The 24,495-nt window shown below is 59.8% G+C and carries 25 protein-coding genes; 21 read left to right on the forward strand and 4 right to left on the reverse strand.

Features of this window, described 5'->3' with window-relative positions:
* The first annotated feature begins 67 nt into the window (after window positions 1-67).
* Window positions 68-844: a DUF1013 domain-containing protein gene (locus ACXYL9_RS01980; protein WP_459037913.1), complete on the forward strand. Its 777-nt coding sequence runs from the start codon at window positions 68-70 to the stop codon at window positions 842-844.
* Between the two features lie 102 nt (window positions 845-946).
* On the forward strand, window positions 947-2,614 hold the full coding sequence (locus tag ACXYL9_RS01985) for a long-chain-fatty-acid--CoA ligase (protein WP_459037914.1): 1,668 nt from the start codon (window positions 947-949) through the stop codon (window positions 2,612-2,614).
* A gap of 57 nt (window positions 2,615-2,671) precedes the next feature.
* On the opposite strand, the gene ACXYL9_RS01990 is transcribed toward ACXYL9_RS01985, so the two are convergent.
* Together ACXYL9_RS01990 and ACXYL9_RS01995 are read right to left on the reverse strand one after the other, a co-directional pair.
* Window positions 2,672-3,130 (reverse strand): bactofilin family protein, encoded by a 459-nt coding sequence (locus ACXYL9_RS01990; RefSeq protein WP_459037915.1) that lies wholly within the window; start codon window positions 3,128-3,130, stop codon window positions 2,672-2,674.
* Window positions 3,078-4,178 (reverse strand): M23 family metallopeptidase, encoded by a 1,101-nt coding sequence (locus ACXYL9_RS01995; protein ID WP_459037916.1) that lies wholly within the window; start codon window positions 4,176-4,178, stop codon window positions 3,078-3,080. The genes ACXYL9_RS01990 and ACXYL9_RS01995 overlap by 53 nt, the downstream gene beginning before the upstream one ends.
* Window positions 4,179-4,496: 318 nt before the next feature.
* Here ACXYL9_RS01995 and ACXYL9_RS02000 point away from each other — a divergent pair, with 318 nt between their 5' ends.
* From ACXYL9_RS02000 to wecB, 9 genes are all read left to right on the forward strand, one after another.
* A complete protein-coding gene (locus tag ACXYL9_RS02000; protein WP_459037917.1) occupies window positions 4,497-5,150 on the forward strand; it encodes a nicotinate-nucleotide adenylyltransferase in 654 nt (217 codons plus the stop codon).
* 151 nt (window positions 5,151-5,301) lie between these two features.
* On the forward strand, window positions 5,302-5,664 hold the full coding sequence (rsfS, locus tag ACXYL9_RS02005) for a ribosome silencing factor (RefSeq protein ID WP_459039837.1): 363 nt from the start codon (window positions 5,302-5,304) through the stop codon (window positions 5,662-5,664).
* Window positions 5,665-5,720: 56 nt separating this feature from the next.
* The gene (locus tag ACXYL9_RS02010; RefSeq protein ID WP_459037918.1) at window positions 5,721-6,143 is read left to right on the forward strand and encodes a 23S rRNA (pseudouridine(1915)-N(3))-methyltransferase RlmH; all 423 of its coding nucleotides are present in this window, start codon (window positions 5,721-5,723) and stop codon (window positions 6,141-6,143) included.
* A 4-nt stretch (window positions 6,144-6,147) separates the two neighbouring features.
* Entirely contained in the window at window positions 6,148-7,383 is a 1,236-nt protein-coding gene (locus tag ACXYL9_RS02015) for a murein hydrolase activator EnvC family protein (RefSeq protein ID WP_459037919.1), read from the forward strand.
* A gap of 145 nt (window positions 7,384-7,528) precedes the next feature.
* Window positions 7,529-8,866: a S41 family peptidase gene (locus ACXYL9_RS02020; RefSeq protein ID WP_459037920.1), complete on the forward strand. Its 1,338-nt coding sequence runs from the start codon at window positions 7,529-7,531 to the stop codon at window positions 8,864-8,866.
* A gap of 18 nt (window positions 8,867-8,884) precedes the next feature.
* Window positions 8,885-9,352: a disulfide bond formation protein B gene (locus ACXYL9_RS02025; RefSeq protein ID WP_459037921.1), complete on the forward strand. Its 468-nt coding sequence runs from the start codon at window positions 8,885-8,887 to the stop codon at window positions 9,350-9,352.
* Between the two features lie 4 nt (window positions 9,353-9,356).
* On the forward strand, window positions 9,357-9,878 hold the full coding sequence (locus tag ACXYL9_RS02030) for a demethoxyubiquinone hydroxylase family protein (RefSeq protein ID WP_459037922.1): 522 nt from the start codon (window positions 9,357-9,359) through the stop codon (window positions 9,876-9,878).
* 106 nt (window positions 9,879-9,984) lie between these two features.
* On the forward strand, window positions 9,985-10,626 hold the full coding sequence (locus ACXYL9_RS02035; RefSeq protein ID WP_459037923.1) for a hypothetical protein: 642 nt from the start codon (window positions 9,985-9,987) through the stop codon (window positions 10,624-10,626).
* 64 nt (window positions 10,627-10,690) lie between these two features.
* On the forward strand, window positions 10,691-11,812 hold the full coding sequence (gene wecB, locus ACXYL9_RS02040) for a non-hydrolyzing UDP-N-acetylglucosamine 2-epimerase (protein WP_459037924.1): 1,122 nt from the start codon (window positions 10,691-10,693) through the stop codon (window positions 11,810-11,812).
* A 47-nt stretch (window positions 11,813-11,859) separates the two neighbouring features.
* Here the strand turns inward: wecB and ACXYL9_RS02045 are convergent, their stop codons facing one another.
* The gene (locus ACXYL9_RS02045) at window positions 11,860-12,873 is read right to left on the reverse strand and encodes an NAD-dependent epimerase/dehydratase family protein (protein ID WP_459037925.1); all 1,014 of its coding nucleotides are present in this window, start codon (window positions 12,871-12,873) and stop codon (window positions 11,860-11,862) included.
* A 636-nt stretch (window positions 12,874-13,509) separates the two neighbouring features.
* Between ACXYL9_RS02045 and ACXYL9_RS02050 the strand changes: the two genes are divergently transcribed.
* The 9 genes from ACXYL9_RS02050 (at window position 13,510) to ACXYL9_RS02090 (ending at window position 20,782) form a co-directional block, all read left to right on the forward strand.
* Window positions 13,510-14,586: a hypothetical protein gene (locus ACXYL9_RS02050; RefSeq protein ID WP_459037926.1), complete on the forward strand. Its 1,077-nt coding sequence runs from the start codon at window positions 13,510-13,512 to the stop codon at window positions 14,584-14,586.
* Window positions 14,583-15,425 carry a LicD family protein gene (locus ACXYL9_RS02055; protein WP_459037927.1) on the forward strand — a complete coding sequence of 281 codons (843 nt, stop codon included), beginning with the start codon at window positions 14,583-14,585 and terminating at the stop codon, window positions 15,423-15,425. Before ACXYL9_RS02050 ends, ACXYL9_RS02055 begins: the two co-directional genes overlap by 4 nt.
* Window positions 15,418-16,044, forward strand: a complete 627-nt coding sequence (locus tag ACXYL9_RS02060; protein ID WP_459037928.1) for a sugar transferase — start codon at window positions 15,418-15,420, stop codon at window positions 16,042-16,044. The genes ACXYL9_RS02055 and ACXYL9_RS02060 overlap by 8 nt, the downstream gene beginning before the upstream one ends.
* Before the next feature lie 8 nt (window positions 16,045-16,052).
* Window positions 16,053-16,919: a glycosyltransferase gene (locus ACXYL9_RS02065; protein ID WP_459037929.1), complete on the forward strand. Its 867-nt coding sequence runs from the start codon at window positions 16,053-16,055 to the stop codon at window positions 16,917-16,919.
* Window positions 16,920-16,942: 23 nt separating this feature from the next.
* The gene (locus ACXYL9_RS02070; RefSeq protein WP_459037930.1) at window positions 16,943-17,749 is read left to right on the forward strand and encodes a hypothetical protein; all 807 of its coding nucleotides are present in this window, start codon (window positions 16,943-16,945) and stop codon (window positions 17,747-17,749) included.
* 105 nt (window positions 17,750-17,854) lie between these two features.
* Window positions 17,855-18,295, forward strand: a complete 441-nt coding sequence (locus ACXYL9_RS02075) for an adenylyltransferase/cytidyltransferase family protein (protein WP_459037931.1) — start codon at window positions 17,855-17,857, stop codon at window positions 18,293-18,295.
* A gap of 68 nt (window positions 18,296-18,363) precedes the next feature.
* Window positions 18,364-18,810: an HIT family protein gene (locus tag ACXYL9_RS02080; RefSeq protein ID WP_459037932.1), complete on the forward strand. Its 447-nt coding sequence runs from the start codon at window positions 18,364-18,366 to the stop codon at window positions 18,808-18,810.
* Between the two features lie 74 nt (window positions 18,811-18,884).
* Window positions 18,885-19,604, forward strand: a complete 720-nt coding sequence (locus tag ACXYL9_RS02085; protein ID WP_459037933.1) for a hypothetical protein — start codon at window positions 18,885-18,887, stop codon at window positions 19,602-19,604.
* Window positions 19,605-19,675: 71 nt separating this feature from the next.
* Entirely contained in the window at window positions 19,676-20,782 is a 1,107-nt protein-coding gene (locus ACXYL9_RS02090) for a DegT/DnrJ/EryC1/StrS family aminotransferase (protein WP_459037934.1), read from the forward strand.
* A 29-nt stretch (window positions 20,783-20,811) separates the two neighbouring features.
* Here the strand turns inward: ACXYL9_RS02090 and ACXYL9_RS02095 are convergent, their stop codons facing one another.
* Window positions 20,812-22,665 carry a polysaccharide biosynthesis protein gene (locus ACXYL9_RS02095; protein ID WP_459037935.1) on the reverse strand — a complete coding sequence of 618 codons (1,854 nt, stop codon included), beginning with the start codon at window positions 22,663-22,665 and terminating at the stop codon, window positions 20,812-20,814.
* 420 nt (window positions 22,666-23,085) lie between these two features.
* Here ACXYL9_RS02095 and ACXYL9_RS02100 point away from each other — a divergent pair, with 420 nt between their 5' ends.
* Window positions 23,086-24,492, forward strand: coding sequence for an O-antigen ligase family protein (locus tag ACXYL9_RS02100; protein ID WP_459037936.1), 1,407 nt, complete (start codon window positions 23,086-23,088; stop codon window positions 24,490-24,492).
* The last annotated feature ends 3 nt before the right edge of the window (window positions 24,493-24,495 follow it).

Genomic DNA, 24,495 nt, shown 5'->3' on the forward strand with positions numbered 1-24,495 from the left:
TACATCGTCGGGCAAGTGGCCGCTCCGAAAGGGGCGGCCCTTGTATTTTTGACAAGGTAGAAATCCGATGGCCGACCAACCCAAACCGCTGATGCCGCACGCGACCGCCACCTGGCTGGTCGACAACACCGGCCTGTCCTTTGAACAGATCGCCGAGTTCTGCGGCCTGCACATCCTCGAAGTCCAGGCGATGGCGGATGACCTCGCGAGTTCGAAATATACCGGCCGCGACCCGGTCCATGCCGGCGAGCTTAACCAGGAACAGATTGCCAAGGGCGAAGCCGACAGCACCTATCAACTGCAGATGCAGAAGGCTCCGGTCGAGGTTACTCGGACCAAGGGACCGCGCTACACGCCCGTATCGAAGCGGCAGGACAAACCCGACGGGATCGCATGGATCCTGCGCAACCACCCGGAAATTTCCGACGCGCAGATCGGCAAGCTGATCGGCACCACTCGCAATACTATCGGCGCCATCCGCGAACGCACCCACTGGAACATCCAGAACATCCAGCCGAAGGATCCGGTAACGCTCGGCCTGTGCTCGCAGCGCGAGCTTGATTCCATTGTGGCCAAGGCGGCCAAGAAGGCCGGTCTGACCGAGGGGGACGAGGTTGCTCCGGTTGCAGCCGGCAGCGACAAGGAACGGCTGATCGAGGAACTGCGTGCCGAACGTGATGCATCGGTCAAGGCCGCTGCCGAAGCGGCGCAGGAAGCCGAGGCCGCCGCATGGCTGGAGGCCAAGCGGGCCGGCGAAGCAGGCGAGGGCAGTGCAACCGAGGCCGGTGCAGCCGATGAAGCGAGCGAGGCCAGCGAAGCGCCTGCAGAAGAAACAAACGATTGATCGCACGCGGCGCGGTGCCGATGCGCCGCAGCCGTGAAGCAATCCCATGCAAACCCGGCCTTTCGCCTTGCGAGCGGCCGGGTTTGGCTTCATGCTGCTGACATGGATGTCAGTAAGCTCCCCTATCACCACCCCACACCCTGGGACACGCAGTTTGCCGCGCTGACCTTGCCCGACATGTTCCGGCGCTCGATGTCGGCCAACCCTGCTGCGCCGTTTCTGCATTTCCTCGGCCGAACCTACAGTTACGGCGAGATCCATTCCGAGGCCCTGCGCTTTGCTGCCGGACTGCAGGCGCTCGGCGTGAACAAGGGTGACCGGGTCGGCCTGTTTCTGCCCAATGTCCCGATTTACGCCTCGGCCTATTACGGCGCGATGATGGCGGGTGCGATCGTGGTCAATTTCTCGCCGCTCTACTCGGTCGAAGAATTGGCCTGGCAGGTCGGTGACAGCGGCACGCGGGTGTTGGTCACTATCGACGTGCCGGAATTGTACCAGCCGGCCGCGCAGGTCTGCGAGGAGTCCGGGCTCCAGTCGCTCGTCGTAGGGCGGCTGGCGGACATGTTGCCACGGTTGAAGGGCATCGCTTTCAAGCTGTTCAAGCGCGCCCAGATCGCCGCAGTCGATTACGGCCCGGCAATCCACTCATGGAACGATCTGACGCGGTCCGCTTCGCCAACTCCTGTAATGCTCGACGCGGAACAGGATCTCGCTCTGTTGCAGTATACTGGCGGCACGACCGGTCGGCCCAAGGGCGCGATGCTGGGGCACAGCCAGCTGTCGATCAATGCCCAGCAAGTTGCGGCGATTAATCCGTTTGGAAACCCATCCGGCGAAATCTTCATGGGCGCGCTGCCTTTCTTCCACGTATTCGCCAATACCAGTCTGTTGAACCACGCGGCTGCGACCGGGGCCTCCATTGCCATGGTTCCCCGCTTCGAAACGGCGCAGGTTCTCAAGACAATTGCCGCCCATCGCTGCACCGGTTTTCCTGGCGTGCCGACCATGTTCCAGGCGATGCTCGACCATCCCGATCTCGCCAAGACCGACCTGTCCTCGCTCAAGGTCTGTATCTCGGGCGGCGCACCGATGCCGGCTCCAGTACATGCCCGTTTCGAGGACATTGCCGGCGTCCGGTTGGTGGAGGGTTACGGACTGACTGAGAGCGCCGGGGTCGTCTCGGTCAATCCCTACGAGGGTACGCGCAAGCGCGGGACGATCGGGCAGGTCCTCGCCGGGACCGAGATCATCTTGCTCGACAAGGAAGACCCGACCAAGCTGGCCCCCGAGGGCGAGCCGGGCGAACTCGCCATTCACGGCCCGCAGGTCATGCGCGGCTATTGGAACCGGCCCGAAGCTGCTGCCGATGCCTTTATCGAGCATGATGGCAAGCAATGGCTGCGGACGGGCGATGTCGCAACGCTCGACGCTGACGGGTTTCTCGCCATCGTTGATCGGATCAAGGACATGATCGCGGTCGGCGGGTTCAAGGTTTTCCCGAGCCAGGTTGAGGACGTCCTGTTCGAACATCCGGCGGTGAAAGAGGTGCTCGTCATTGGCGTTCCCGACGAATATCGCGGGGAAGCGGTGCGTGCCTTCGTCACCTTGAACGAAACGGCCGAAACCAGTGGCGAGGGGCTCAAGACCTGGCTCAACGAGCGCGTCGGCAAGCACGAGCGGGTCGACCAGGTGGTCATCCGCGATGACCTGCCCAGGACCATGATCGGCAAGCTCGACCGCAAGGCCCTGCGCGCCGAAGTGCTCGACTGATACGAAAAGGGCGCCGCAATCGCGGGCGCCCCATCCGGTTTGCAATGGTTTTGCGCGTTAGTTGGCGGCACTCAACGGCAGGCTGTCAATCTCGGTGTCGGTGGCAGGAGAGACCGAAGCCACACTGGCCGGTTTTCCATTGCCGCGCGGTGCAAAGCGGCCATCGACATTGGCACCCTGCTCGATCGTGAGCGCGTCATAGTGGACGTCGCCCTTGATGCTCGCGGTGCGCAGCACGACCAGTTCACGGGCATCAATCGACCCCTCGACCGTTCCGGCGATGCGGGCGGTTTCGGCCCGGATCGCGCCGGTCACTTTCGAGGTCTCGCCCTGCACCAGCGATGCGCATTCGATATCGCCCTCGACCGACCCGTCGACATGCAGCTCTGTTGAGGCGACGACATTGCCGGTGATGGTGACATCGCTGCCAATCACCGAAAAGCTGCCGGATGCTCCCGACGCCCTAGCCACGTGGCTGGCCCTCGGTTCCGGCTCGGCGGACTTCTTTGAGAACATTGGGAGCGGCCTCCAGGAAGCGGCGCGGATTGACCGCGCGCTGGTTGATGCGAACTTCGAAATGCAGGTGTGGACCGGTCGAGCGGCCGGTGCTGCCGATCGCACCGATCGCGTCGCCCGCGGTGACGGTCTCACCGACCTTGGCCTTGAACTGCGACATGTGGGCGTAGCGGGTCATCAGGCCGTTGCCGTGGCTGATCTCGACCGTCTTGCCGTAGCCCGATTTCCAACCGACATAGCTGACGCGGCCATTGGCGGCGGCATAGATCGGCGCGCCTGTCGGACCTTTGAAGTCGAGCCCCGAATGCATCGCGCTTCCGCGCGTGATCGGATCGCGGCGATAGCCGAAACTGGACGAGATGCGGGTTACGTCGAGGCTGGTCGGATTGACCTGGGGAATCCCTTCGAGGCCGCGCTCGAGTGCCGCCATCCGGGCAAGGCTCAGGCCCAGGCGCTCGAACCGCGGATCGAGATCACCATTGGCGCTGGTGGCCAACAGCTCAAGCGGACCACCCATAGCCTGGCGTTCGGCCTGCCGCAGCATGGTGCTGGGGTTGAGGCCGAGGTCGCGAATGGCTTTTTCGGCCCTCGCTGCGCGGCGATCGGCGTAGCGGGTCAGCTTCTCCACATAGGCCAACTGGCGAGATTCGAGCTTGGCTAGTTCGACCGCTTGCGGAAATGCGATGCTGACCTTGTCGACCAAGGCTGCGGTTTCCGAACTGCTGTCGGTCACCGTATCGGCATCGTCGACCTTCACGTCGTCCGGCAGTGCGGCTGTAGTCGCCTCGAGAAAATCCTGACGCTTCGCGAGATCCTCGGCGACCGCCTCGAGGTCCTCGCCATAGACGCTGTGGCGTTCCTCGGCGGTGGCGACCTGGGCTTCACGTTCGATCAGCGAAACCCGGTCGGCCTGGGCGCGATATTGCAAATAGCTCATGACGCCCATGCTGATCGCCCACGCCATCAGCGCAATGACGACACCAGCGGCGGCGAGCATCTGCACGCGCGAACTGACCTTGATAAAGCGGACCTGGCCCTGCGAACGCATGAAGAATTCGCGATCGGGAAACCAATCAGCGATGCGTGCGGTCCAACCGCCATGTTGTGTTTGAGACTGCAATGCGACCCCGTATATACGATTTTTGTATTTGATCCCGCCTGTCGCGCTAGCAATCGAATCGTTCACCGTCGAATCCGGTTGCCGATGTAACCGGTGAACGGAGCGAGTCGCGCGGTGAGTCGAGCAAAATGGCGGGAACCAATAGCATTTTAGCCGATTTCGACCGCTGCGACGCTCTCAAGCCATTGTTTTCGAATCGCTTGGCCACTGCTTGGCGAAATCGGTCGAAACGGGTACGCGAGACCTATGAAACTGGCCAAGCGCACAGGGTTGCTGGGCGGAAGCTTCAACCCGGCCCACGGGGGACATCGCCGGATCACCTTGTTCGCCATGGCTGCGCTCGGGCTCGACGAAGTATGGTGGCTGGTATCTCCCGGCAATCCGTTGAAGCCTCGTGAAGGTATGGCGTCACATGAGGCCCGCTACCGCTCGGCTCTGCGCCATGCGCGGCGAGCGCCAATCAGGGTGACGACGATCGAGACAGCGCTGCGTACCCGCTACACCATCGACACGCTGCGCTCGCTGAAACGACGCTATCCGGGGCGCGAGTTCGTGTGGCTGATGGGGTCCGACAATATGGCGCAATTCCATCGCTGGAAGGCCTGGCGCGATATTGCCCGTACCATGCCGATTGCGGTCATCGCCCGCCCGGGGTATGAAGGGGCAGCCATCGCCAGCCCCGCGATGGCCTGGCTGGAGCGATACCGTATCGCGCCAGCGGCATTCCTAAGGGGCGAGTGGAGCGCGCCAAGCCTGGTGAATTTGCGATTTGATCCCGATTCCCGATCGGCCACGGCCATTCGCCGCGGTGATCCGGAGTGGGCGCGCCGCCTGCCGACCGGCCCGTTATACGACCAGGTCACCCATCGTCGCATATTCGATAGTCAGGGACCCGCGTGACTGGAGTCCATCTGATCCCGGCATCCGCAGTACGCACCAGCGACTCGCAATATCGCCAGCAACACCCTATTTTCTCACCATGACAGGAGTACCCAAACCGCCCATGACCCCGGCGCAATCCAATCCGCACGAAGACGATGGCGTTCGCGCCATGCCCGAAGCCGAGCCCGGCTCGCTGCACGCGCTCGTCCTCGAACAGCTCGACGACGATCAGGCGCAGGACATTGTTTCCGTCGCGCTTGAGGGCAAATCATCGATTGCTGACCACATGGTGATCGCCTCCGGGCGCTCGACCAGACAAGTTGCGGCCATCGCGCAGAAACTGGCCGAGCGGATCAAGCAGGCCGGCCATGGACCGGTCCGGCTCGAGGGCTTGCCTGCGGCTGACTGGGTGCTGGTCGATGCCGGCGATGTCGTCATTCACCTGTTCCGGCCCGAGGTGCGCAGCTTTTACAATCTCGAGCGGATGTGGGCTTTCGGCGATGCCCCTCCGGCTGCGGCTGGGACGGCCTGATAATCCCACAGCCCCGTCCGCAATAGGCGGCCCAATCCAGATCGGCCCGTTGCCCCATGCTTCTGCACGTCATAGCCCGCGGAAAGATTGCTCGCTCGCCCGAAGCCGAGCTGGTCGCACGCTATGAGAAACGGATGACGTGGCCGGTCAAGCTGACCGAACTGCCGGAGACGGGCGGAAGAATCCCTGAACCGCAATCCCCGCACAAGACCATCTTGCTCGACGAACGCGGTGAGGATCTTTCTTCGGAGGCGCTGGCCACCTTGCTTGAGCGGTGGCGGGACGACGGCATGCGCGAGACCCGCTTCGTGTTAGGCGCAGCCGACGGACACACCGACGAAGATCGCCGCTCGGCCGACCAGTTGCTGGCTTTCGGATCCGCCACATGGCCGCATCTGCTGGCACGGGCGATGTTGATGGAACAGCTTTACAGGGCCACCAGCATCCTTGCCGGACATCCCTATCATCGGGCAGGGTGACGCCATGATGTCGCACCACCCCCTCTTTGCTCTCGTCGCATTGGTAGGGCTTGTCGGTATGGGCATGGCGTCGATCGGAACATTCGCGCAATCGGCTGATCCAAGCACAGACCCGGCCGCAATCCTTGCGGCAATCGAAACTGCCCGCAGCGAGGCTGCCGAAGCAGCCAAGCGCGGCAGGAAGCTCGAGCAAAGGGCCCGTATCGCCACCGAAGCCGCAGAGAAGACGGCGGGCGAGGCAGCAGCGCTGGCGGCGCGAATCCAGCAATCCGAATCGCGCATTGCAGCCGCCGAAGGACGCATCGCGCTGGTCGAACGCCAGCGGCAGGACCTGCAGCGTCGTCTGGCCGAACGCCGCGAACCGCTGGTCCGCCTGACGGCAGCCCTGCAGAGATTTGCCCGCCGACCTCTTGGTCTTTCGATCCTCCGCCCGGGTTCGCTGCGCGAAACGGTGTATCTGCGCGCCATGCTGGAGACGACCTTGCCGCAAGTGCGTCAGCGGACTGCTGCGTTGCGGGGCGAAATCGACAAGGGGCGCGCGCTCGAGGCCGAGGCCAAAGCCGCGCTCGTGGGCCTGAGGCAGGAGCAGGGCACGCTCGATGAACGGCGGCAGCGCCTGGCTGCACTCGAGACGCGCCAGCGGATCGAATCGCGCGATCGTAGCGGTGCTGCTGCGCGCGAGACGGACCGGGCACTGGCACTCGCCGAGGAAGCCCGCGATCTTGGCATGCTCGTCGAGAAGCTGGACCAGGCCGGGTCCTTGCGCGATGAGCTGGCCGCGCTGCCGGGCCCTGTCGTGCGCCCTTCTGCCCCCCGCGCCGCGCGAGTGGTGACAGCTCCCAGTCCAAGCGCCAGCGCGACGGCGGGCGCGCTGGCACCGATCGACCTGCAATTGCCAGTCGTGGGTCGTACCGTCGTCGGGTTCGGCTCTCCGTCCGAAGGCGGGGTGATGTCCGACGGGATCACGCTCGCCCCGCGCCCTGGCGCGCAAGTCATCGCGCCGGCGGCCGGCCGGGTCGCCTTTGCCGGGCCCTATCGCGGCTATGGTCGCATCGTCATCATCGAACATGGCGGCGGCTGGACCAGCCTCGTGACTGGTCTGGCGCGGGTCGACGTGACGGTGGGCGAAGAGCTTGTTGCCGGTTCGCCGCTCGGCGTCGCTGGTCCCGGTCGGCCCGAGGTGTCGCTCGAGCTGAGGCGCTCAGGCACCCCGGTCAATCCGCTCGATTTCATCGGCTGATGCGCCTTGCGCTATCAGTGCCAGCGGATATTTCTATCGGCGATGCCCCGCAAGGGGACGAACGACGTGGTTCGCCGTGTTCCTCATATGGTATTAAGGTCGCGTTCGCGATATTGTTGCGCTGCAGACTGTTGAGAGATCATCGATGAAATTCGCCGAATTGATGCGTTCCGCCGCCCTCGTCACTGCCGTGGCGCTGATCCCGGCGACCACCGCCACCTTTGCCCAGGTCGATGGCCGGGTGGGACCGGAGTTCGCCAAGCTCTTCGCGGTCTACCAGCGGATCCAGGCTAGTTATGTCGAGAAGGTCGACGATGAAAAGCTGATCCGCGGCGCAATCGACGGGATGCTGGCTTCGCTCGATCCGCATTCGGCCTATCTCGACGGCAGCGATCTGGAACGGCTCGAGACCATGATCGACGGCAATTATTCTGGCCTTGGCCTGTCGGTCATCATGGAAGACGGCGCGGTCAAGGTCATCAGCCCGTTTCGCGGCAGTCCCGCTGACGACGCCGGCATCAAGGCAGGCGACTTCATCACCCACCTCGATGGGGAGCTGATCTATGGCGGCGACCTCGACGATGCGGTCCAGCGCATGCGCGGCGTCGCCGGCACCGCCATTCGCCTGACCATCTTTCGTCCCGGCCGCGACGAGCCGTTCGACGTCAGCGTTACGCGCGGTGTGATCGAATTGGAGCCGGTCACCTACGAGGTGCAGGATGGCAATATCGGCGTTATCACCGTCAACGAATTCTCACGTGATGTCGGGTCCGATGTTTACGGTGCCTGGCAGGCGATACAGCGCGAGGCGACCGGGCGCATCAACGGGCTGGTTCTCGACCTGCGCTCGAACCCTGGCGGCTCGCTCGACGAAGCTGTGGCGCTGTCGGACCTGTTCCTGAGCAAGGGTCGGATCGTCTCGCAGCGCGGCCGCGCCCGCGGCGAAACTCTGCTTTATGATGCAGAAACGGTCTATCGCGGAGAAATTGCTGCCGAAATCCCGCTGATCGTGCTGATCGATGCCGGTTCGGCCTCGGCCTCCGAGATCGTCGCGGGAGCGCTTCAGGACCACCGCCGTGCGCTGGTCATGGGTGAACGCAGCTTCGGCAAGGGCAGCGTCCAGTCGCTGCTGCCGCTGACCCGCACTTCTGCGCTCAAACTGACCACTGCACGCTATTACACGCCGTCGGGCAAATCGGTGCAGGAAGGCGGCATTGCACCCGACATCAAGGTGCCGCAGATTTCGGACCCCGATTGGGAACGGCGCGCCAAATATCGCCTGCGCGAAAGCGATCTGCGCAACAAGCTGATCAACGAGGCTGGGTTGAAGGACGAAGAGCTCGAAAACGATACCCGCGCTGATCCGCGTTTCAAACAGACCTCGGAAGAACTGAAGGCGCAGGGGATCGAGGACTTCCAGCTTCACTACGCGTTGGAAACGCTGCGCCGCACCACGCCGAGTTCGGTCGCGCTGCGCAAGTAGGTGCAGGCTGGCACCACTATGACCGAGACTCCTTCACAGCGGCTCGCGCGCCAGCTCGCGCTGGCCGTGCCGGCCCTGTTGCTTGGCGGGGCTTACATCTCCGAATACGTCTTCGGCTTATACCCATGCGAAATGTGCTGGTGGCAACGCTGGGCCCATCTGGCGGCCCTCGCACTTGCACTGCTGGGCAGTTTCGTTGCTCCACGCAAGGTGTGGGTGGCTCTGGCAGGGATTGCTATCATCATTGCGGGCCTGATCGGTGGCTTCCACGCCGGGGTCGAATATGGCTGGTGGCAGGGTATCACTGCCTGCGGCACAACCGCGCAGGTTGGCGGAGACGCGCTCGATGCGATCATGAACGCGCCGCTTGTGCGCTGCGATATCGCACCCTGGACCTTGCTTGGCATCTCGCTGGCAGGTTGGAATTTCCTCTTCTCCAGCGTAGCTGGGGTAGCGGTGCTGACATTGCTGGCAAGGAAGGGCTGATACGATGACGAAACCCGATACCGACCGGATGATCCGGGTCGACCAGGCCGGGGAATTCGGCGCGACCCGCATTTACGAAGGCCAGCTTGCCGTAATGGGCAATCGCGGCCCCCATTCGGGCGAGATCGCTGCCATGGCGCGGCAGGAGGAGGGCCATCGCCAGCGGTTCGATGCGCTGATGGCCGAGCGCGGGGTGCGCCCGACAGCGCTACAGCCCTTCTGGTCTGTCGCCGGCTACGCATTGGGAGCGGGAACCGCGCTACTCGGCCCCGAAGCTGCGATGGCCTGCACAGCTGCCATCGAAACCGAGATCGACAAGCATTATTCCGATCAGCTCGACGCACTGGAGCAATCGGGCGAGGACCCGGAACTGGCGGCCATGGTTCACGAGTTCCGCGAGGACGAGCGCGAGCACCGCGACGCAGCGCTGGAAATGGGGGCCGAAAAGGCGCCCGCTTACCCGGTCCTGTCAGGCCTGATCCGGCTCGGTTGCCGCGCGGCGATCAAGCTTAGCGAGCGGGTCTGACCCGGCGCTCTCCCGGCCCGTTGGCCGGGGCGTGCTTCAGGGTGCATTCACGGGATTTCCTACCTATATACGGCCCGACCGTTTTCGCATTTGCAAAGGCAGACCCATGATCCGTCGCTTGAACCCGCTCACTCTTGCCGCCCTGCTGGTGGCGGCCACCATGCCGCTTACCAGCCCTGCCGCGGCGCAGGACACAGCGGGCGATACCGTCCGCATGGTCATTATCTATGGTGACGATGCGCGGCCCGAGCCTGTCGGCAATGAAATCCTGGTCGTGGCCACGTTGCCGGAAAGCGAGCGTTATCGGATCCCCGAGAACCTGCGCTTCAGTAATGATCCGGCCAATACCGCCTGGGCGCGGCGGGTCGAACGGTTCGACTTCATCGGCGATTTCGGTACGCTTTCTTGCTCACCGAGTGGAGCCGGCGGCTTCACGGGCTGCACGCAGGAACTGATCGATGCTGCCTATGACGCCAAGGCCAACGCCTCGAGCGTACGTTTCGGGCGCCTTATCGAAGCCGCCCGTGCCGAGCGCCTTTCGCAGATTGACGAGGAAGCGGCTGCCGAACAGGAACGGGTCGAGGCGATCGAGCGCGAGTATATGGAACGCCTCGAACGTGAACGTGCCGGCGACCTGCCCGGCGAAACCTCGTCCGACCTACCCCAACCTGCGGGCGCCGCGGCTGATGCACCTTCGGACGATGGCGGCGAGGACGCTTCAGGGCTCGACCGCGAACCGGGTCGCTAAACCCACACAACTTTCGTCTGCGGGGGTTAGGCAGACCAAGCGAATCTGGTCTAGGGCAACAGCCATGAACTCCCCGCGCAAGATTGCCGTCATCTTCGGCACCCGCCCCGAAGCCATAAAGCTGTTCCCGCTGGTTCATACGCTTGAGCAGGACGCGCGTTTCGACGCCCGCGTGCTGGTGACCGGGCAGCATCGCGGCATGCTCGACCAGATTCTCGCGATCGCCGAGATAGAGCCCGATCACGATCTTGATGTGATGCAGCCCGACCAGACCCTAGACGCACTGACTGCGCGCCTGATTATCGGGATCGGCGATTGGCTCGACCGGAAAAAGCCCGATTGGGTCGTTGTCCAGGGCGACACTGCCACGGCCATGTGCGGCGCCTTGGCAGCCTATTATCGCAAGATCCCAGTGTGCCATGTCGAAGCGGGTTTGCGCAGTGGCGATATCTACCATCCGTTTCCCGAAGAGGTGAATCGCAAGGTCATCGGCAGTTTTGCGCAATTGCACGCGGCGCCGACCCAGACCTCGGCCGATGCGCTTCGGGCCGAGAGCATCGACCCGTCAAAGATCCACGTGACCGGCAATACGGTGATCGATGCTCTTCACTGGATCACCGCCAAGGTCGCTGAGGCCCCGAGGTTGGCGAGCAACCTCGGCGAACTCGAAGCACGCTTTGCCGGCAAGCGAATTATCGGAGTGACCTCGCACCGGCGCGAGAATTTCGGCGACGGAATGCGTGCCATTGCCAACGCAATTAAACGCCTGGCCGCCCGCGAAGACGTGGCGCTGATTTTCCCGGTGCACCTTAATCCCAATGTTCGCGACATCATGCAGGACGAACTCGCCGGGATCGACAATGTCGCGTTGCTCGATCCACTCGATTACCCCAATTTCGCTCGTCTTCTGAACATTTGTACGCTGATGCTGACTGATAGTGGCGGGGTGCAGGAAGAGGCGCCAGCCCTAGGCAAGCCTGTGCTCGTGATGCGGCAAACGACCGAGCGACCTGAGGGGGTCGAGGCGGGAACGGCCAAGCTGGTAGGCACCGATGCAGAGACAATCATACGCGAAGTCGAGCGCTTGCTCGATGATCGCGCAGCCTACGAAGCGATGGCGAAGGCGCACAACCCTTTCGGGGATGGTAAATCAGCGCTTCGGATTGCCGATCTGCTGGCGCGCTAACTGGGCGAGCTTACTACCAACTTCACTCTCTCGTTCCGTGGTCCGGGTCAAACCCCATAATAGACGCGGTACCACGCGACGAACTGGCCCACCCCCTCACGGACGCCAGTCTGCGGGCGATAGCCGGTCAGGTGCTGCAGCAGGGACGTATCAGCCCATGTCGCAGGGACGTCGCCCTTTTGCATTTCTATGAAATTGCGTCTCGCCGGCACTCCGCATTCGGCCTCGATCGCATCCACGAAATCAGTCAGCTTCACTTTCTCACCACTGCCGATATTGACCACGCGGTAGGGCGCGGCAGGTGAGAGGCTGTCCCATTCGGGAATTTCGTCCCTCGTTTGGGGCCGCACAGGCGGAGCATCAATCAACAATATAATTCCTTGCACGAGGTCTGTCACATAGGTGAAATCACGGTACAGCTCGCCATGGTTGTAAACGTCGATTTCCTTGCCTTCGAGAATGCCATGGGTGAACTTGAACAGGGCCATGTCGGGCCGCCCCCAAGGGCCATAGACGGTAAAGAACCGGAACATGGTGGTCGGCAGGTTCCACAGATGTGCATAGCTGTGGCCCATCGCTTCGTTGGCCTTCTTGGTCGCGGCATAAAGCGTCAGCTGCGTGTCGCTTTTGTCCCGCTCTTCGAACGGCATCTCCGCATTGGCGCCATAGACTGAGCTGGTCGACGCCATCAGCAGGTGATCGATAGCCAGCTTTCTCGCGCATTCCATCACGTTGAATGTGCCGACGAGATTGGATTCTACAAAGGCGCGAGGGTTCTCGAGGCTGTAGCGAACGCCCGCCTGCGCCGCGAGATGGACGATCACATCGGGCTCGGCACCCATTGCGATGGCGTCCAGTTTCTCAAAGTCCTCCAGCATCCCGATATGAGCGGTAAACCTCTCGTGCTGGAGAAGCATCTGGTGCCGTCGCTTTTTCAGCGAGACATCGTAATAGTCGGTTAGCCCGTCATAGCCGACCACCGTGTGGCCTGCTTTGAGCAACAGGTCGCACAAATGATATCCGATGAAGCCCGCGCTACCGGTGACGAGGATGGTTGTCATGCGTGCCTACCTCGCGCAGTTGCCGCTCAGGATGAAGCGTCTTGTCTTGAAGGGAATGAGCGCGTCCAACCGATCAGACACGTATAGTGCATCAGAGAACTTCAGCCACTGCTCGGCACTGATTACGGCCAAGTCGGGGCCCTTCCATTCATCAAAGATCCGATTGCATTCTCCCATCGACTAACCCGTCGTCGATTCTATGGCAACACAGCGAGACAGCCGAAACCAAGAAGGGCGTAATCCGCAACTCGACCATTTTCCTAGGCCGTTCAGACTGCAAGGAGGACAAAGTTCTTGCGCTCGTCCAAGGTGCTGATAGAGCCGGGGACCCTGCGTTCGCAGCGCAATTTGCCATGAGAATCGTATCACTGTCCGGGGCTCGGGAGCATTGCGCTGAAGCGGCCGACGACCTGATTCATTCCTGCCAGCTCCAGCCTCTACCTGAATCGCGCGATGATCCGATATATCCTTCTAATACTGGTATTCTTCCCGTCGATAACGTTTGGTCTGACCGAGGCTGAGGTTTTCCCTTGGGCGTTCCTGTTTGCGGTCGTTTCAATCAGGGGGCTTCCTAGGGATGGCTTGCCTTCGACGATCTTGCTTGGCGCTCTGCTCCTGGCTTCGTCGGTCTGGTCTTTGACCACCAATCCCGATTCCGATGCCATCAGGAGCCTCGCCGCCTATCTGAATCCGCTTGCGGCGTTCATTGCCTTTTTGCGTCTGTCGCCTGCGTGGATCAATCGTAGCCTGACCCTGGCAAGCCGGCTCCTGGTGGTGTTTATCGTGCTGGGGCTGGCACAGTTCGCAGGCTTGCTGGAGCCCTTCGAAGAATATCTACAAGCGCTTGTGCCTCGGGCCGCTGGTGGCGCGCTTTCAGAGACGGGGAGGGGCGTGACCTTGATTTCGACAGAACCGTCGAGGGCTGGCGTTGAGCTAACGCTTCTCTATTTCATGTGGAGGTTGGGTTTCGGCCGCCAACGTTATGGCATATTCATCGACGTCGCCTTCTTGGCGTACATGGCCTTGGTCATCAGGGCGGCCCAGCCAATGGGTTTTGCCATCGTCGTCATAGGCCTCCTGATCGTTCGCAAGCCGGTGCAGATAATCCCATTCGTAATCGCGGCGCTCCTGGCTCCGTTGGTGGAGGTGGGAACCGGGGATTCGCGCGTTCTTTATCTGCTGTCCAATCTCTCGCTGCAAGGTTCATTCAGTGACATTCTCCTCTTGCTGGTCGACGCTGCAGGGCCGCGCCTGATTTCGATCTACGCATTCTTCCAGTCAGGCATTTTTAATCCGCTCGGCATGGGCGTCGGCAATTGGCAGGAATCGTCGATCATTGCGCTCGACGCGACAGGGTTCGATTTCCGCACTATTTCATATTTTCAGGTTCTCGGTTTCGGTGACAGCATAGCCGTTCGCGGATCCGGCTTGCTTACCAATCTCATGCTGGATGTTGGTATCGTTGGCTCGGTCCTGTTTCTCTATTGGATTTTCGCGGTCACCAGGGGCATCCGCTTCAAAGACCGTGACACCTGGATCATCATGATCGTGCTGCTGCTCAAGGTTTCGTTGGTCGGCTCGGTCGGCGAGCCCTTGCCATGGGTGGCGGCTGCTATTCTGTTGAAGGCGAATGCAATGCGCCATAGGGCGCGCGCTCGGGCGAGATACAAGGTTGCCGAGCAAGACAAACACGAGGTTGCCGAACAGTTATGAGCACTGAAAAGCTTCAGGGTGCCGCTGCGCCGGGCCACGATCTGAAGGCGCTTCACCGCGTCTTGACGATGATCGCAGCGGATATCGATACGATCTGCGCCGAACATGGCATCACCTATTATCTTATGGGGGGAACGGCCTTGGGAGCGATGCGTCATTCCGGCTTTATCCCGTGGGATGACGATTTCGATATCTTCATGGATCGCGAGAACTACGAAAAATTCCTGGCGACGTGCGAGGACAAGCTTGATCGCGACAAGTATTACCTGCAGCGGGAAGCCACGCAGGAGTGGCCCCTCTATTTCTCCAAGGTAAGGCTAAACGATACGCTCTACGTCGAAAAGGAAGATGAGGTCGGCAAAATGCACAGCGGCATTTATATTGATGTCATGTGCCTGCATTACGCATACACAAACAAAGCCATGCGGTACCTGCAATTCCTCGCCGCACGCGCGCTGTCTACAATGGCGCTTTCCAAGCGTGGATATCATACTGAAAGCAAGGCCAAGCGCGCGCTCCTGGCAATCGGGCGCATGATTGCATTCGCCCCGATCAAATCGATGCTTCTCCGCTTCGTGCGCTCGCTCGACCGCAGGAAATCAAGCCTCGTCGGCCATTATTTTGGCAGGGCGCCATTCGCCAAAACGACATTTCCGGTGGAGTATCTCGGTTCGCCGAGGCGCGTTGCGTTCGAGGACGAAATGCTGCCCGTGCCAGCGAATGTCGAAGGTTACCTCGGTACACGATTTGGCCCGTCCTACATGGACATGCCCGACCAGAAAACCCGCGATTCCTTCCCCAGCCATATGCTTGCCGTCGATTTCGGACCCTATGCCTGACAATACCGTCCCAGCCCAAGTCCCCGAAGACAGCAGGTTCTTGGTCAAGCGCCTCGTGGACATCGTCGTATCATTCCTAGGCCTGCTCTTTCTTGGATGGCTCATTGCCATCTGCTGGGTGATTGCCGCTATAGAAACAGGCTCGAATGGCTTCTTTCTTCAGGATCGGATTGGGCGACATGGCGCCATATTTCGCATTATCAAGATCAAAACGATGACCAATAGGGGGGCAAGCGATCGTTCTTCGGTGACGACCGCGAATTCTGCCTCAATCACGCGTTCGGGCAAGATCATTCGGCGCTTCAAGCTTGATGAGCTGCCGCAGTTGATCAACGTGTTGAAGGGGGAGATGAGCCTGGTCGGCCCGAGGCCGGACATTCGTGGATTCGCCGACAAGTTGGAAGGTGAGGACAGGATCATTCTGACGCTCAGGCCAGGGATCACCGGGCCCGCTTCGATCAAGTTTCGCGACGAGGAGTATCAGCTTTCTAGGGTTGCCGATCCCGAAGCCCACAATCGCGATGTGATTTGGCCGGCCAAAGTCGCCATCAATCTAGACTACGCTAGGAATTTTGGGTTCTTCAGCGACTTAAAATACATCCTCCAGACTATCTTGTGATCAGATCCATGCAGCCGCAATCCAAGAGCCAATCAGGCAAGAGGAACATCCCGGGATTCTCCGCCATGTTGTGCTTGTACAAGAACAATCGCGCTGAAGAGGTGAGGGAGGCTTTTGCGAGCAATCTGATGGCGCAAAGCTTGATGCCCGACGAAGTGATAGTCGTCTTCGACGGTCCTGTTCCGCAGGATGTCGAGACCGTGGTCGAGGAGTTTGAAGGCAAGTTCAACATCCGCCGGGTCGTGTTTCCCGAGAATCAAGGCCACGGGCCAGCGCGCGCAGCGGCGATCGACGCCTGTAGTTACTCCTGGATGGCAATCGTCGACGCTGACGATATCTCCCGGCCGGATCGTTTCGAGAAACTGCTTGCCGCCGTGGCAGAGTACCCGGAATGCGCTGTCATCGGAGGGGGATATACCGAATTCCATGTCAAGAATGGCGAGATCATTACTGGCGCCAAGGTTTCGATGCCCGAGACATTGGAAGAGGTGGAAAGTTTCCTGCAAAGTCGGTCACCCGTGGCGCAGGCGACGGCTATTCTTCGGGTAGATGCGATCCGTGACGTCGGGAACTACAAGCCGTGGTTCAACAATGAAGACTATTATCTGTGGCTGCGGCTGGTGGCTGCCGGCTACAAGATCCGAAACATCCCCGATGATGTGCTCCTCGTGCGAACGGATCCTAATTTCTACCAAAGGCGTGGCGGCTTCCAATATTGGCGCAACGAGGTTTCTCTACAGCAATACAGCCTCGAAACCGGAACGACGACGCTTTCCAAATTCTTGTTCGGCGCGACCGTCCGCTTCGTCGTCCAAGTGCTATTGCCAAACCGCCTCCGAGTTTGGTTCTACAACGCAATCCTGAGACGACCATGATATCATTCGCGGAATACCGCTCAGTGCTTCAGGCGCTGAGCAAAGAGAACATCTTTTCAAAACGCATGGATACGCTGCACGGCTTTCAGCCGGACAGGGGATCGCTCTACCTCAAACATGATGTGGAGGCCCGCATCGATCGCGCCGTTCGGATGGCGCGGATAGAGGCGGAAGAAGGTCACTGCGCGACCTACTACGTCCAAGGCGATCTGTTGGAATCAAAGGGCGCTGACGCTCAGTTGCAGGAGATCGCAGGGCTGGGCCATGAAGTGTCCTTTCACTACGATGTCCTGGATTCCAACGAAGGCGACTATAACGCTGCGCAAGCCGAGTTCGCTCAATACTGCGCCAGATTCACGGCCTTGGGAAATAAGGTCACGACGGTCTGCCCGCACGGAAATCCGACCAAGTCAAGGGATGGCTGGAATTCGAACAAGGATTTCTTCCGTTCCGTCAAAGTACGCGAGCGATACCCAGACATGATCGACATCGTGGTCGATTTCCCTTCGCTCTTTCCTCAGGGCCGCTACCTCTCTGATGCCGGCAGGGTGCTGCGCGCCATCGGGTCGATTTCCAGTAACGATCTTTCCAATGAAACCGCGATGGATGACGGAGAAGCGATCGAGTGGGAGGATCTTGCAGGATTGGTCGAAAGGCACTGCGGCGTGGTCATGAGCATTCACCCCCATCGATTTTATGAAAACGAGCTGGCGCACAAGGGAGAGCTGATGGCATTCAATGCGCTGAAAAGTGCCTATTTGAAACTCAAACACATTCCGATCGTGCAAAGTGCGGCGAACCGCTTTTACAAGCTGGCACGGAAATTTTGACGCGCTAAAGGGTGGCAATGCGGCTGGGGCGGCGCGGGCAAGCGGCGAAGCTTCCAGCGATTTTCCCACCCACGGTGCCATGATTGGGGACAGAAGGAGCAATATGTGAGCAAGAAACCAAGAATTGGATATACTACAGGCGTCTTCGACATGTTCCATGTCGGCCACTTGCGTATTTTGGAACAAGCCAAGGCACAGTGCGATTTCTTGGTAGTTGGCGTGAGTTCTGACGCACTCGTGGCGCAATACAAGAAAAAGACTCCGATTATTCCCCTGCAGGACAGAAAGACTATCATAGAAGCGGTCCGCCATGTGGACATGGTTGTGGTCCAGAAGCATCGAGACAAGGTCAAGGCATGGGAAGAAATCCGCTTCGACGTCATGTTTGTCGGGGATGACTGGAAGGGCAATCGGGTCTTTCAGGAAGCCGAAAAGGTTCTCAACGGGCACGGTGTCGAGATCGTTTTCTTCCCTTACACCAAGCATGTTTCGTCAACGCAGCTAACCGAAGTGCTGAACCAGATTGATGCCGATACGAGGATTTAACGCGGCCTGTCCTTTGCGAGGCCGGCGCGCTAGAAATATCCGGGGCATAGACAGCAGGAGGGCATCGCATGCATTCTACCCTTGAAAAGTTCGGGTATCCGCAAACCCTGTTGGCCGAGACCCGCAATTGGTGCGCGGTGTTGCGGCCGACGCAGGTTACGCTGGGGTCGGTCGTGCTCGCGCACAAGGCTGCTGAGCCGCGATCGCTTGGCGAGGTTCCGGCCGAGGATTTTCAGGAATTCCCGACCCTGTGCGAGGCGATTGAGAGCGCATTGCGGAATGAATTCCACGCCAGGAAATTCAACTACTTGGCCTTTATGATGGTAGACCCGCAGGTCCACTTCCATGTCATTCCCCGGTATGATAGGCCCGTGCCGTTTGGCGGCCAAAGCTATTCCGATGAGAACTGGCCGGGGCCGCCGAACATCGCAGCCAAAATCGATCTTCCCGACGAAGATTTCTCTCAGTTGCACGAGCGGCTTTCGGCACAAATACAAGCAAACCTGTCCGAATAGGGCGCCACCGCGACAAGACATAGAATTGCAGCCAGGCAGGTCGCAGGAACTGGCGGATCCAAAGGAAATCTGGCTTGGAAATTGCCATCGTCCTTCTTTTTTACGCTTTCGCGTTTCTCGATGCTATTGCGCAGATACCGAAATATATCGGCGGTGCCATGTCACTGGGCGGTGTAGGGTTCACTGTCTCCAATATCATCCACACCGTTAAACGCGTATTCGTGGTTTCCTATCCGCCGATCGTCGCCCTCTACCTCTTGAGCCACGATCTGGATGCGCTGTTTAAGGTCATTTTCGCATGCTATTTCGGATCCGCGTTGATTGTTTGGATCGTCCTTCAAAACCGGACGCATTTCGAGAGGATGCTCGCGCGTCAGATCCATGCATTCGGCTCGGGAGGATCGCTGTGGAAAGCGTGGACCTGGCCCGAGGTACCCAGTGATGTGGAATTTCCATCGACCGCGGATGGCGAGAAGACATTCGAATTCGGCCTCTTCCTCTCTGCGCTTTGGATATACTTCTTCTTCGGCACGGTGTTCTTCCTGGTCAATGTCCTGGGTTATGCGTTTCAGCAATATGCGTCTGTTATACTTCAGCTTTCCGGTCTCTTCAACGCGATGGGGACCCTGATCCTGGCGTTTTATCTCGATCCCATTCTTGCCCGTGTGTTCGAGCGCGACCGGATCAGGGCAAGTCCTGCCCTGCGCAGCGTGTTGCTGGCTCAAATCGCAAATTTCGCCATACTTTCGCCAGCCTTCTTTTATGGCTTGTCACTCGTCTTCGTGGGCAGCTGAGCCGCGATAATCCGACAAGGCAAGCAAGACGAAAAAGAGAGAACATGCGCATCTATCTTTCTAGGCCGCATATGTCTGGCAACGAAGAAACCTGCGTGGCCGAAGCTTTTGCCTCCAACTTCGTGGCGCCGCTTGGTCCGCACCTCGATGCATTTGAACAGCGGGTATCGGACTACCTGGGCGGCGGCCTCCACTGTGTCGGACTGTCCTCGGGCTCTGCAGCGCTCCATCTGGCGCTGCGTATTGCCGAGGTGGGCGCAGGAGACGAGGTCTGGGTATCCTCCATGACGTTTGCAGGCGGTATCTTCCCGGTTAATTACCTGAGCGCCCACGCGCGGTTCTTCGACCTCGACTCGGACAGTTGGACCCTCGACGTCGCGACACTTTCGGAACAGCTTGCGATCGCCGCCAAGGAGAATCGCCTACCCAAGGCGATCGTTCCGACTGACCTTTACGGCCAAAGCGTTGCGCTCGACGAACTCGAATCCCTGGCGGCCGAATATGACGTTCGGCTGGTGGTCGATTCAGCCGAGAGCCTGGGAGCGTCATACAGCGATACTCGTAAAGCCGGGACCGGTGGCGATGCGGCCATTCTGTCGTTCAACGGCAACAAGATCATTACTACCTCAGGTGGCGGCATGCTTGTAACCAGGCACAAGTCATGGGCTGACGAAGCGCGCTTCCTGGCGACCCAGGCACGCGACCCCGCTCCGCATTACGAGCATTCGACCTTTGGGTATAACTACCGGCTCTCGAATATTTGTGCGGCGATTGGCCTCGGTCAGATGCAGGTTCTGGACGATCGTGTGTCGAGACGGCGAGCAATCTTCGAGCGGTACCGCGAGGCACTTTCGCGCCCTGGCTTCGATTTCATGCCCGAGCCGGAGGGACAATATTCGACACGGTGGCTCACGGCCTGCACGGTCGACCCGGCCGAGCTAGGGGTATCGCGCGAGGATATTCGCCTCATGCTGCTCGAGCATGAGATCGAAGCCCGGCCGCTGTGGAAGCCAATGCACATGCAGCCTCTGTTTGCGGGCGCACCCTATCATGGTGCCGGTTTCGATGAACGCCTGTTTGAGCAGGGCCTGTGCTTGCCCTCGGGAAGCGACATGACCGATATGGAGCAGGACGAGGTTATCGAGCGCATCCAGGGAATCTTGGCTTCTCGAGACTGACAGGGTTCGCTGCCAGCTAGGCAAGTGCCTCACGCCGCCGATTCGACTTTTGCCTTGGTTTCCGTCTCCTTGGATTGGCTGGCATGCCACACGAGGTCGGCCGGGAGTTCCTGCTGGGGGCTGTATTGCAGCGGTAGCGTCCGCAGCAGCTTGTTGATCTTTGGCATGTCGAAGGCTTTGCACGCGGCAAGCAATTGATCGAGTATCGGCATGAGCTCGTCCATGCGCATCGACACTTCAGACGCCGTCAGGATACAAGGGTGGACGGTCGGCTGTGGATTGTCTCCAATCAGCAGTTCCTCGTAAAGTTTCTCGCCCTTCCGTAACCCGGTGAAGCAGATCGGAATGTCACCCTGTTCAGGTAAGACATCCTCGGGCTCGTCAACGAAATAAGGTACCAATCCGTGCAGCTTGACCATGGTCACGGCAAGGTCAGCAATCTTCACCGCTTCACCCATGTCGAGCACGAAGACATCGCCGCCCTTGGCCATCGCGCCGGCTTGGATCACAAGCTGAGATGCTTCCGGAATGGTCATGAAGAAGCGGGTTATGTCCCTATGGGTCACCGTCACCGGTCCGCCGGCTTCGATCTGGTCGCTGAATAGGGGGATGACCGAACCGGATGAGCCCAGGACATTGCCGAACCGGACCATCGAGAAGGTCGTTTCGGTCGATTCCTGCCCAATGGCCTGGCAGATCAGTTCGGCAATGCGCTTGGTGGCTCCCATGATATTTGTCGGGCGGACCGCCTTGTCGGTGGAGATCAGAATGAGGTTCTCGACCTTGTGCTCGCGAGCGCGATTGGCGATGGCGAGGGTGCCAAACACGTTGTTGCGGATGCCCTCGACGACATTCTCCTCGACCAGCGGCACGTGTTTGTACGCCGCTGCGTGATAAATCGTCTGGATGCGGAAAGCCTTGATTGCCTCTCCAAGTCGCGACGAATTTTGGACCGAACCGAGGATGGGAACGATGCGGACTTTCGCACCACTCTGCTTGGCCGCTTTGGTCAGCTCGCCCTCGATCGAGAAAAGCGCGAACTCGGAAATCTCGTAAAGCACCAGCGATTCGGGTTCCTGCGCGAGGATTTGCCGACAGAGCTCGCTCCCGATCGATCCACCGGCACCCGAGACCATGACCCTCTTGCCAGCGATGTTATGACGCAGCAGTTCGGTATCGGGGGTAACCGCATCGCGGCCCAACAGGTCCTCGGGCGCGACGTTACGCAGTTCCGAAATCTTCGACTTGCCGCTGATGATGTCGGACAGACCCGGAATGGTCTTGACCTCCAGGTTCAGCCCCTCGAGCCTTGCGAAAATCTCCCGCCGACGCAGGTGAGTAATGTTGGGCAAGGCCAGCAATACCACTTCGATGCCCGCATCGTCGCGCAAACGCCGGATCTCGTCAGGAGAGTAAACCGGGCATCCGCCGACCGTAAGACCCTGCAGGTTCGGATCATCCTCGACAAAAGCAATCGGTGCATAATCGCGGCCGTGAAACAAGGAGGTTAGAAGTTCGCGGCCGGCCTGACCGGCGCCGTAGATAACCACCGGCCGCTTGGTAACTTGGAGCGGGGCGCGAAAAATCGCACTAACCGCAAATCGCAATCCCCCTACCGATAGTAGCAGGAGGACGCCTGAAATGATCGAAACGGAGCGCGGGATGCCAGCTATGAGCAGTGCATTGCTAAACAGCAGGGTCACCATGAAGACAAGGATGCCCTTACCAATCGCGACGAACACCTTGCCCGACACGAAGCGCACGAGCGACCGATACAGACCGGCGCGCCAGAATGTGACGAGTGTTGCAGCGATCGCAATCGCGAGCGGCGTCCAAATCCGCTGATTGGCGAAGAAATCCAGGCTTTCAAGGCGGATGACCATGGCAGCGACGAAACAAATGACGCATAAAACGGCATCAAGGATGAGCTGCAGCGCTATTTTCTGTTTTCGACTCAAGCCAGACAACTGCGTGATATGTTTAGTCATTCAAGCCGTCCCGAAATCCCATTCCTGCGTGATCACCTGAGGCTGCAAATGGTATCGACGTGCGATTCAGTCAACTGGCGGCGCATGCTCAAGCTCTCCTATGGATGGCGAGGGCACGAAGTGCAAATGACCCTATGCCGTCGCGGCTCGCAGACGCCGCAAAATCGCGAGACCACGAGGGCAACGCTCCGCCACTTAGGTATTGATACATAGCTCGTTCAAAATGGGTTCGGTCTTTCAGCTTTCGATCGACCTGCTAGGGGGGCACCTGCCAGCCAGTCGGGCTGTGAGACACTGAGAAGTAAAGCCATTAGAATGACCGCGAACACCGAATTCCGCCCTCAAACTGTTTGGGTGTTACTGCTGCTCCTGACAGGCGCTGTAGCCTTTCTCGGGGGAAGCTCACGCTCCGATGCGGCCCAGCTGATGGTTCTCAGGCCCCTGTCAGCCATCTTTCTGATGATCGCGCTCTACAATTTCCGCGCACAGCATGTGGCTGGCGTGCGTTGGCTTGTGTTTCTATTGATCTCTCTGGCAATCTTGATGTTGGTTCAAGTCATCCCTCTGCCGCCAGAGATCTGGCACCGTCTACCAGGCCGCCAGCCGATCGTTGCGATGGACGCCTTCCTCGGCTTCGAGGAATTGTGGCGGCCGCTTTCTCTCAATCCTTGGCGCGCATGGAATGCCCTGGCGAGCCTAGTGGTCCCTGCAGCAGCCCTTTTGCTTGCGCTTGCAATGCGGGCAAAGGTTGAAACGCTGCTGATTCTGGTTGCCGGTATGGGTGCGCTTGATGCCATGCTCGGGCTTCTGCAGGTCGCGACAGGATCAGCGAGCCCCTTCTATTTTTACGAGTACAGCAATCGCGGTTCGCCGATTGGGATTTTCGCAAACGAGAATCATTCCGCGATCTTCTCAGCATGCTCGCTGTTGGTTCTCGCACGCCTGACGCTGATGCAGGCGGCCGAACGCGGCGGCAAGGTGCTAAGGACCATTTACCCTATCGTGTTCGTCTTCGTATTGGTTGTGGGGCTGGTCAGCAGCTCTCGCGCAGGATTCCTGGCTATTATAGGGGCCTTGGTGACTGCGGCCGTACTGGCCCAGGCAACCTACGCCTCGAGAAAATCCGGGGCGGCTGGCACCAAGAAGAAAGACGCGTGGCTATCGCCTCGACGCGTTGCCCCCGTGCTTGCGCTGTCGCTGCTGTTTGCCCTTCCTGCCCTGTTTATCGCCTTTGATTCAGTACCTGCATTTAACGATATATTCGCGACCGATCCACTTGAGGACCTGCGCTGGCAACTCCTCCAGGTTTCCTTGGCGATGATGGCTGATTTCTGGACAACCGGAATCGGGTTCGGCGCGTATGAACAAGTCTATCACATCTACGAACCGACCGAACTCCTGCGGGGTACCTACGTCAATCAGGCGCACAATGACTGGGCGCAACTCGTTATCGAAGGAGGAGTCGTCGCGATCATTCTTCTTGGCGGCTTGCTGGCCTGGATCGGCCGCAACGTGTGGTTGCTCGGCCGGGGGCCCGGCGCTTCTTTCACGCTGCAGATTTTTTGGTCTGCGATCTTGTTAATCATTGCGCTGGCCTCGGTGATAGATTACCCGCTGCGCGCCCCGGCTTTCCAACTAGCAGTTGTGTGGCTGTTGCTTGCGCTGGCACTTGATGTCCAAGAAAAAAGACGTCAGGCGCAACGCGCTGGTAGCGCTGGGTAACCA

It is taken from the genome of Qipengyuania sp. CAU 1752 (assembly GCF_054482615.1).

Bases quoted from the DNA above. Each gene is read 5' to 3' on its own strand.
- ACXYL9_RS02095 (WP_459037935.1), bottom strand. From the start codon at position 22,665: ATGGTCATCCGCCTTGAAAGCCTGGATTTCTTCGCCAATCAGCGGATT.
- ACXYL9_RS02010 (WP_459037918.1), top strand. From the start codon at position 5,721: ATGCTTCTGCACGTCATAGCCCGCGGAAAGATTGCTCGCTCGCCCGAA.
- ACXYL9_RS02065 (WP_459037929.1), top strand. From the start codon at position 16,053: ATGCAGCCGCAATCCAAGAGCCAATCAGGCAAGAGGAACATCCCGGGA.
- wecB (WP_459037924.1), top strand. From the start codon at position 10,691: ATGAACTCCCCGCGCAAGATTGCCGTCATCTTCGGCACCCGCCCCGAA.
- ACXYL9_RS01980 (WP_459037913.1), top strand. From the start codon at position 68: ATGGCCGACCAACCCAAACCGCTGATGCCGCACGCGACCGCCACCTGG.
- rsfS (WP_459039837.1), top strand. From the start codon at position 5,302: ATGCCCGAAGCCGAGCCCGGCTCGCTGCACGCGCTCGTCCTCGAACAG.
- ACXYL9_RS01990 (WP_459037915.1), bottom strand. From the start codon at position 3,130: ATGTTCTCAAAGAAGTCCGCCGAGCCGGAACCGAGGGCCAGCCACGTG.
- ACXYL9_RS02000 (WP_459037917.1), top strand. From the start codon at position 4,497: ATGAAACTGGCCAAGCGCACAGGGTTGCTGGGCGGAAGCTTCAACCCG.
- ACXYL9_RS01985 (WP_459037914.1), top strand. From the start codon at position 947: ATGGATGTCAGTAAGCTCCCCTATCACCACCCCACACCCTGGGACACG.
- ACXYL9_RS02090 (WP_459037934.1), top strand. From the start codon at position 19,676: ATGTCTGGCAACGAAGAAACCTGCGTGGCCGAAGCTTTTGCCTCCAAC.
- ACXYL9_RS02055 (WP_459037927.1), top strand. From the start codon at position 14,583: ATGAGCACTGAAAAGCTTCAGGGTGCCGCTGCGCCGGGCCACGATCTG.
- ACXYL9_RS02045 (WP_459037925.1), bottom strand. From the start codon at position 12,873: ATGACAACCATCCTCGTCACCGGTAGCGCGGGCTTCATCGGATATCAT.
- ACXYL9_RS02035 (WP_459037923.1), top strand. From the start codon at position 9,985: ATGATCCGTCGCTTGAACCCGCTCACTCTTGCCGCCCTGCTGGTGGCG.
- ACXYL9_RS02020 (WP_459037920.1), top strand. From the start codon at position 7,529: ATGAAATTCGCCGAATTGATGCGTTCCGCCGCCCTCGTCACTGCCGTG.
- ACXYL9_RS02030 (WP_459037922.1), top strand. From the start codon at position 9,357: ATGACGAAACCCGATACCGACCGGATGATCCGGGTCGACCAGGCCGGG.
- ACXYL9_RS02060 (WP_459037928.1), top strand. From the start codon at position 15,418: ATGCCTGACAATACCGTCCCAGCCCAAGTCCCCGAAGACAGCAGGTTC.
- ACXYL9_RS01995 (WP_459037916.1), bottom strand. From the start codon at position 4,178: ATGCGTTCGCAGGGCCAGGTCCGCTTTATCAAGGTCAGTTCGCGCGTG.
- ACXYL9_RS02080 (WP_459037932.1), top strand. From the start codon at position 18,364: ATGCATTCTACCCTTGAAAAGTTCGGGTATCCGCAAACCCTGTTGGCC.
- ACXYL9_RS02025 (WP_459037921.1), top strand. From the start codon at position 8,885: ATGACCGAGACTCCTTCACAGCGGCTCGCGCGCCAGCTCGCGCTGGCC.
- ACXYL9_RS02015 (WP_459037919.1), top strand. From the start codon at position 6,148: ATGATGTCGCACCACCCCCTCTTTGCTCTCGTCGCATTGGTAGGGCTT.
- ACXYL9_RS02100 (WP_459037936.1), top strand. From the start codon at position 23,086: ATGACCGCGAACACCGAATTCCGCCCTCAAACTGTTTGGGTGTTACTG.